Origin of the sequence: uncultured Mucilaginibacter sp., from assembly GCF_903913935.1 — a bacterium.
Classification (GTDB): Bacteria; Bacteroidota; Bacteroidia; order Sphingobacteriales; family Sphingobacteriaceae; genus Mucilaginibacter.
On record NZ_CAIWNH010000458.1, the window covers coordinates 1 to 7,137 of the forward strand.

The 7,137-nt window shown below is 47.4% G+C and carries 8 protein-coding genes; 3 read left to right on the plus strand and 5 right to left on the minus strand.

All coding sequences use genetic code 11. From position 1 onward, the window contains the following. Nucleotides 1–967 precede the first annotated feature (967 nt). Nucleotides 968–2,605, plus strand: a complete 1,638-nt coding sequence (locus QZY09_RS18315) for an AAA family ATPase (protein ID WP_295674703.1) — start codon at nucleotides 968–970, stop codon at nucleotides 2,603–2,605. Here QZY09_RS18315 and QZY09_RS18320 read toward each other — a convergent pair. The 4 genes from QZY09_RS18320 to QZY09_RS18335 form a co-directional block, all read right to left on the minus strand. Further along, nucleotides 2,556–2,846, minus strand: a complete 291-nt coding sequence (locus QZY09_RS18320; protein ID WP_295674704.1) for a hypothetical protein — start codon at nucleotides 2,844–2,846, stop codon at nucleotides 2,556–2,558. The genes QZY09_RS18315 and QZY09_RS18320 overlap by 50 nt on opposite strands. Then, complete coding sequence (locus QZY09_RS18325; RefSeq protein ID WP_295674705.1) at nucleotides 2,843–3,055, minus strand: DUF2683 family protein; 213 nt, start codon at nucleotides 3,053–3,055, stop codon at nucleotides 2,843–2,845. The genes QZY09_RS18320 and QZY09_RS18325 overlap by 4 nt, the downstream gene beginning before the upstream one ends. 680 nt (nucleotides 3,056–3,735) lie before the next feature. Next, the gene (locus tag QZY09_RS18330; protein ID WP_295674707.1) at nucleotides 3,736–4,167 is read right to left on the minus strand and encodes a DUF6527 family protein; all 432 of its coding nucleotides are present in this window, start codon (nucleotides 4,165–4,167) and stop codon (nucleotides 3,736–3,738) included. After that, nucleotides 4,148–4,456 (minus strand): hypothetical protein, encoded by a 309-nt coding sequence (locus QZY09_RS18335; RefSeq protein ID WP_295674709.1) that lies wholly within the window; start codon nucleotides 4,454–4,456, stop codon nucleotides 4,148–4,150. Before QZY09_RS18335 ends, QZY09_RS18330 begins: the two co-directional genes overlap by 20 nt. 153 nt (nucleotides 4,457–4,609) lie before the next feature. On the opposite strand from QZY09_RS18335, the gene istA reads away from it, so the two are divergent. Both istA and istB read left to right on the plus strand, forming a co-directional pair. After that, nucleotides 4,610–6,139, plus strand: coding sequence for an IS21 family transposase (gene istA, locus QZY09_RS18340; protein ID WP_295674710.1), 1,530 nt, complete (start codon nucleotides 4,610–4,612; stop codon nucleotides 6,137–6,139). 20 nt (nucleotides 6,140–6,159) lie between these two features. Further along, nucleotides 6,160–6,906 carry an IS21-like element helper ATPase IstB gene (gene istB / locus QZY09_RS18345; protein ID WP_295674711.1) on the plus strand — a complete coding sequence of 249 codons (747 nt, stop codon included), beginning with the start codon at nucleotides 6,160–6,162 and terminating at the stop codon, nucleotides 6,904–6,906. A 12-nt stretch (nucleotides 6,907–6,918) separates the two neighbouring features. Here the strand turns inward: istB and QZY09_RS18350 are convergent. Further along, nucleotides 6,919–7,137: hypothetical protein (locus tag QZY09_RS18350; RefSeq protein ID WP_295674712.1), on the minus strand; the 219-nt coding region annotated here is incomplete at its 5' end.

Genomic DNA, 7,137 nt, shown 5'->3' on the forward strand with positions numbered 1-7,137 from the left:
AGCAACAAATAGTCTTAACTTTATAAAAAAAAGTGACAACCTTTTCCAGTACGACTCACGGAACACCCGGAACATGGTGAAACAAACTCATTATCAAGTAGTTTACCTTTTTAACAAACGACCAATTTTAGTTAAGTAACTGATAATCAATAGCTGCAAAATTGATTTTTACCAAAAAACCTTGCAATAAGCTGATAATCAATTATTTCCTATTTCATGACAACACATAATGTGTAAACCTATTTCAGGACAAGACAAAATCTTAAACGCCGTTTTTCGCCTTACCCCAGCCCTCTCCAAAGGAGAGGGAGTTAAAAAAGACCAAAATTAACCGCATTGCACCTCAAAAACCCTCTCGTTTGCAGAGTAATAGCAATAACTTAGCATAAAAAGGCAAGCTCAATTTAATATTAAATTCTCTCAGCTAGGAGGCTGTATCATAAGTAGAACAAAGACGGATTATACAAAATTATATTTTGCGCTATAAAAACGCTGTGCCTCTCTGCGCCTTCTTTGAGCACTCTGTGGTAAAATTTAACCATAGAGATCACGGAGACGAGAACGCAAAGATCGCAGAGGCAAATATTATTTGGTAACCTTTTGATACAATCGACTTTTGAGACAGCCTCTTGGGGTGAGGCGAAGAGGCGAAGATGCCAGCTCAATTGGGTTACCCCTACTGACAAAACAGTGTCAGCACTTTATTCACTGCTACTGCTTAAATTTGTACTAATTGTTCTACTCCTGGAGCGCCGGAAGTTTACTCACCCCGCCTGGCTTCGCCGGCACCCCTCTCTCCGCCACAGGCGGAAAGAGGGGGAAGCGGTGCGCTCCCCTTTTTCCCCTCTCTACTTTGTAGAGAGGGGTGGTCGAGCCTGCCTGCCGGCAGGCAGGCGAAGCGATGACCGGGGGTGAGTCAACCCGCCATGCCCGCCATAAATACAAACAACCCTATTAACCAACTCCAATGGATCCCTTCACCCCCACTTCCGACCGCCCGCCCTGCATCGAACAGCTGCGCGCCGAAGTCCGCGGGCTGCCCTACCGGCCCGCCAAACGGAAAAAACGCCCCCAACCCCTGCCGCCCGCACACGACGACATCCACAGCCTGTTTACCGTTGAAAGTGGTAGCCGCTGGATGGAACTCTTCCGCCGCGAACCCCAACCCAAAATGCTGCTGGGCGAACTCTGGCACCAAAACGAACTCTGCATCCTGTTTGCTGATACCAATACCGGCAAATCGGTGCTCGCCGTGCAAATCGCCGACAGCCTCGCACGCGGGCAAAGCATCGCCCCCTTCACCTGCCAGGCGCCGCCCGCGCCCGCGCGGGTGCTCTACCTCGATTTCGAGCTGGACAAGCTGCAGTTCGGGCTGCGCTATAGCCATGGCGACGAGGACCACCCCTTCTCCCCCAATTTCTTCCGCGCCCAGTATAATTTCCTCCCCGACCCGCCGCCCCATGCCAACGAAAACGAGCTGCTCATCGCCGCCATCGAATATAAGATCCAACGCGTTAAGGCCACCGTGCTCATCATCGACAACATTACCTGCCTGCGCGGCGGCACCGAAAATGCGGCCGTGGCGCTTTCGCTCATGAAAAGCCTCAAAGCGCTCAAAACCGACCACCACCTCTCCATCCTGGTACTGGCGCATACCCCCAAACGGCGCAACCCCACCCAGCCCATCAGCGCCGACGACCTGCACGGTAGCAAACTCCTCATCAACTTTGCCGACAGCGCCTTCGCCATCGGCAAAAGCACCGCCGAAACCGGCCTGTGCTACCTCAAACAAATCAAACAGCGCAACACCAGCCAGCGCTACGGCCCCGCCAACGTATGCCTGTGCCGCATCCAAAAGCCCGGCGCCTTTTTGCACTTCCAGTTCGAAGGCTACAGCGCCGAACACCAGCACCTGCTCAGCCGCAGCGCCGCCAGCCGCCAGGACTTTGCCAACAAAATAGCCGACCTCTCCGCCGCCGGCCTCAGCCAGCGCGAAATTAGCAAACAGTTGGGCATAGGTTTGGCGACGGTTAACCGGCTTTTGCGATATGCAGATGAGGAAGAATTTGAAAATTTGAAGATGAGTAAATTTGAAGATGAGGGGGAATTTACGGAGGAGGCAAATGATGAAAGATATGCAGATTGCCCAATGACAAATGACACAATGACCAATGACGTAATGACTAATGACCAAAAAGGATGTGCGGATATGCAGATGTGCGGATGTGCAGATGGGGAACAATTTGAAAATTTGAAGATGAGTAAATTTGAAAATGAGGAGGAGAGTGCAATTACGCTAATGACCAATGACGTAATGACTAATGACCATACCTACCCAATGACTAATGACACAATGACCAATGACCAAACCTACCCAATGACCAATGACGTAATGACCAATGACCAAACCTACCCAATGACCAATGACGTAATGACCAATGACCAAACCTACCCAATGACCAATGACATAATGACTAATGACCAACCTTGCCCAATGACTAATGACGTAATGACCAATGACCAAAAGGAGTCGTTGTCGCATCATCCTCTTCCACCTAAAAAATTAGCGGTTCCTGCCGGTTATCCCAAAAATACAGTATGGTGATATGACTTGGGTGTATCCGGTAAAACATGGAGCAGTTTTTATGCAGAACGCATCGATGAACGTCCATCCCGAAGTCGGCTAAAGGATATAATGTTGGCGAAGCCGATATCAAGCCGATTGTTTTGGTTACTTTTTGTTCAAATTCATCAACAAACTTTCTTCCCCACCTGGCATTTAGCTGCGCAATGGTCGCGTCATAAGTTACGCCGGCACGAACCGAAAACTTAACAGGAAGATTCATTTATTGCTTAAAAAGTGCTTCTGCCTGAATTCATCAAAGGACATCGTTTGCCCGGCGTCATCTTCGGCAATGGCTTTTTCGATACCGGCAACTACATGCGGCGGAAGAGCGCTCTTTTTTACTTCAAAAGCAATCTTCAACGACTTTAAATATGCTTTAATTTGCTCAAGCTGTCCGGGATCCTGTGGATGTATTAAAAGGCTTTCCATACTATTTACCTATCGTTAAACAAAGATAACGAAAAGGTTTGTGATTTACTCACGCGAAAAAATTCCCGGCAGGCATTGCGGTTACCTGTCAGCGCGTCGAAAAGTCCGGTTAAACGATAGTGTGAATTACCCCACTCAAGACTTTTGACTTAAGACTTTTGACTTAAAAAGGGCGTGCCCCGGTTGGTAGAAACCGGGTCGGGTGCTCTGCTCATACGCCTGCAGGGCTTACGCTCTTCTCCACAACCTTACATCCCAGAGGCTTTCAGCCGCCATAGCTTTAGCGACGGCGGCCGGTATCCGCGACGCCCCCTCACGCGGGCATACGGGTGCGATTTGCAAACTTCCTACAGTGCAGACATGACGGCTACCTGTCTGCGGGGCACGAGTGCTGCCGCGCACAGGCTGGGCCCGACACTCGCACCAGGTTAGGGGCAAATTCTGTGCAAATAAAAAAGCCTCACGGGCGCGTGGGGCTTTTGCGAGAAAAAGCTATAGCAATATAGTCATGGCTTTTTCTTCCTAACGCTATTTGGATTTTTTGACCGTTTGAACATAGGTAGTTTTAGGGCTGTTCTTGACTTGCGTGTTTGAAACAAACCGACCAGTAACAGCACTTTTGTTGACTTTTACAGTTATTTTACTCATTTTGTTATACCTCCTTTCTGCTTTTTTTTCATTCATTTTATACCTAAAAAACTGAACAGGGATTTCCAATTCCATCCTTTTAATTTGGGTCCTATTGTTTTCAATTCAGTTTCCTTATTATCTTCAGTTTTTTCGTAGTACTCTAACTTCAGCTTTATATCACGTTTCCGCCCGTATTCAATTTCGGATTCGCTCCATTTGCCTGCCCATTTTATTTTGTTCTTTTCTATCCAGTAATGTGATTTGCAGTCAAAACTCCAGTTACCTATAGAGGGGCTTAATGAAATTGATTTACCGTCAAATTCAAGGTGCCAACTTGTTGGCGCGATAGGAGTAACTACTTTATTGCCACAGCCACACGCACATTTGTGTATGGCTGTGCAATATTCCATGGAAACGTATAAAATGCCATCTTCTAAAGTTTCAGGCATAAATTCTACAAACCTATGCTGTAACATCTTCATTGAAAATTTTAGAAACACCGATTGAATAAGAACTATGATGTTCCTGTTCCAGGTCAACATAAAAATCGCTCATCTTTTTCCATTTCATCACCGCTAAGACTGCGTTAAGCGAATTAAGGTCGGCGATTTGGATATTGGTAGTATAATCGTTGTTGTCATTATCCTCACCGAATATCCTGTCAGGGAGATGGTCATTCTTTATTTCCGTACCCGAGGTTACGCGTACTGCACCTGTCAAGCGGCCATCAACAACATTAACTGGAGATTCTGATGAATGTGACCACTCCATTCCGGCGCAAGCTGACCACCCATTCCGGGCGAAACTGACCAGGGCATTCCGGGGGAAATTGACCACCCCAAACGCGTAGCAAATGCTGTAGAAGTAACCATCTTTTTGAGGGCAAAGACACCTTCGTAAAGCATGGCCAACTTAACAATCAGCATGAGTAAGATTAGAAAGATACTAAAGATGTACAGCCAGCAGCGGGCGATAATGACCATAGCTGCCCAGGCCGATGCATCGAGAAACACCGTAAAGAAGTACATAGCAGCTTTTAATGACAGCGGCTTTACCTTTGAAGAGGTTAATGCACTGAACGACAAAGAGCTGGAAGATTTGTTCGGTAAAAGCAGGGAACACCCGCCTAACGCACGTATGCAGTCCATGCTGCGCTGCTTTCCCCACGTCGATAAAGAACTCAAACGAACTGGCGTTAACCGGCAGATGCTATGGGAAGCCTACTATAAAGAGTTTCCTGACGGCTACCAATACAGCCAGTTTTGTTTTTATTATAACCAATGGAAGGCCAGGGTAAACCCGACCATGCACATGGATCACAAGGTCGGTGACAAGCTATACGTCGATTTTGCCGGTGAAAAGATGAGCTATACGGACAAGGAAACCGGGGAGATCATGCCTGTAGAGGTTTTTGTAGCTATTCTGGGTGCCAGCCAGTTAACCTATGTAGAGGCCGTTATGAGCCAGCAAAAGGAAGACTTTATAGCGGCCTGCGAAAATACCCTGCACTTTATCGGCGGCGTTCCTGCCGCCATTGTACCGGATAACCTGAAAGCTGCAGTAACCAAAAGCAGCCGCTATGAACCTACCCTGAACGAAACGTTTGAAGACTTCGCCGACCATTATGGCACAACCATTCTACCAGCGCGGGCGTACCGCCCGCGCGATAAGGCATTGGTAGAAGGTGCCGTTAAGATCATTTATACCAAGATCTACGCCCCTTTAAACAAACATGTCTACCATTCTTTAACAGAACTCAATACAGCGATCTGGCAGACCCTGGAAGGCCATAACAGCCAGTTGCTTAAAGGTCGCAATTACAGCCGGAAGCTACAGTTTGAAGAGATAGAGCGCCAAACCCTTGCTCCGCTGCCTGTTCTGCGCTACCAGTTCAAAAAACAGTTCCAGGCCAGGGTGATCAAGAACGGCCACGTTAACCTCGGCCCGGACAAGCACTATTACAGCGTTCCTTACCGCTATATCGGCAAACGGGTCAAGCTGTTATACTCGCGCACCATTGTAGAGATCTACTCCAACTATGAGCGTATCGCATTGCACCCTCGCAATAAAAACCCTTATGGCTATACCACTGACAAAGAGCATATGGCCAGTACCCACCGCTTTAAAAGTGACTGGACACCAGATATGTTTTTGGATTGGGCAGCCTCCATTCATGAGGATGTCAGGCTGTATATCCTTCAGATACTGGAGCGTAAACAACACCCGGAACAGGCTTACAAGTCCTGCCTGGGGGTACTTGGCTTTGCAAAAAAAGCAGGGAACGAACGGTTAACAGTGGCTTGCCAGCGGGCATTGAGTTACGGCGTCTATAACTATAAAACGATACAAACCATACTGGAAAACAAGATGGATAACTATGAGGAAAGCTTATTTGCCGATGAGCTGCCTATGCCTGATCATGGTAATATCCGGGGAGAAGACTATTACAAATAACCATTTAAAACAACAATAACATGAACACAAGCACCTTAGACAAACTGCGGAAGATGAAGTTCTTCGGCATGTTCCATGCCTTTAAAAGCAGCATGGAAACCGGTAAAACAAATGAGTATACAGCGGATGAACTGCTGGCCCACCTGGTGGAAGCTGAATGGGATGACCGGCAAAACAGGCGTATTGAACGCACCATCCTTTATGCCAAGTTCCGCTATAAAGCTGCTATAGAGGACGTTCATTACCATGCTGACAGAAGTATCGACCGCAACCAGATTATGCGCCTGGCGGACTGTACGTTTATTGACCGCTTCGAGAACCTGCTGATCACCGGAAGCACCGGTATCGGTAAAAGCTATGTGGCTTCTGCTATAGGCTACCAGGCCTGCATATTGGGCTACCGGGTATTATACACCAGTACGCCCAAGCTATTCGCTAAACTGAAGATGGCAAAGGCAGACGGCTCCTATATCAAGGAGATCGCCAAGCTTGAACGGCAGCAACTGCTGATACTGGATGACTTCGGCATCCAACCTTTTGACGCACAAAGCAGGGCTGCCCTGATGGAGATCATTGAGGACCGGCATGGAAAGACCTCGCTGATCATTACCTCACAACTGCCGGTTAGTAAATGGTTTGAAGTAATTGGTGAAAAAACGATTGCTGATGCTATCCTTGACCGGATCGTTCATGATGCACACCGCATCGAACTGAAGGGGGAATCTATGAGAAGAAAACGTAGTGTTGAACCGGAAAACAGCCACTAATGAAATTACCTTTTAAATAACTATTTTTGTACATGCTTTTATAGCATTTGCTGCAACCCAAAAGTCAGCTAACCCAGTGGTCAATTTGGCCCGGAACAGGGTGGTCAACATCTCCATAATATACACCGTATAACCTAATTCAAAATAAGTAAGGGCCATTTCCATAAACTCGTAAAACCATGATGAGCGGAAAAGCTTTGTGGTTGCTTCGTCAACTTCGCCGGTGGCATC

What these genes read in the sequence shown, in the direction of transcription:
- QZY09_RS18315 (WP_295674703.1), top strand. Translation starts at nt 968, where the DNA reads ATGGATCCCTTCACCCCCACTTCCGACCGCCCGCCCTGCATCGAACAG.
- QZY09_RS18320 (WP_295674704.1), bottom strand. Translation starts at nt 2,846, where the DNA reads ATGAATCTTCCTGTTAAGTTTTCGGTTCGTGCCGGCGTAACTTATGAC.
- QZY09_RS18325 (WP_295674705.1), bottom strand. Translation starts at nt 3,055, where the DNA reads ATGGAAAGCCTTTTAATACATCCACAGGATCCCGGACAGCTTGAGCAA.
- QZY09_RS18330 (WP_295674707.1), bottom strand. Translation starts at nt 4,167, where the DNA reads ATGAAGATGTTACAGCATAGGTTTGTAGAATTTATGCCTGAAACTTTA.
- QZY09_RS18335 (WP_295674709.1), bottom strand. Translation starts at nt 4,456, where the DNA reads ATGGAGTGGTCACATTCATCAGAATCTCCAGTTAATGTTGTTGATGGC.
- istA (WP_295674710.1), top strand. Translation starts at nt 4,610, where the DNA reads ATGAGTAAGATTAGAAAGATACTAAAGATGTACAGCCAGCAGCGGGCG.
- istB (WP_295674711.1), top strand. Translation starts at nt 6,160, where the DNA reads ATGAACACAAGCACCTTAGACAAACTGCGGAAGATGAAGTTCTTCGGC.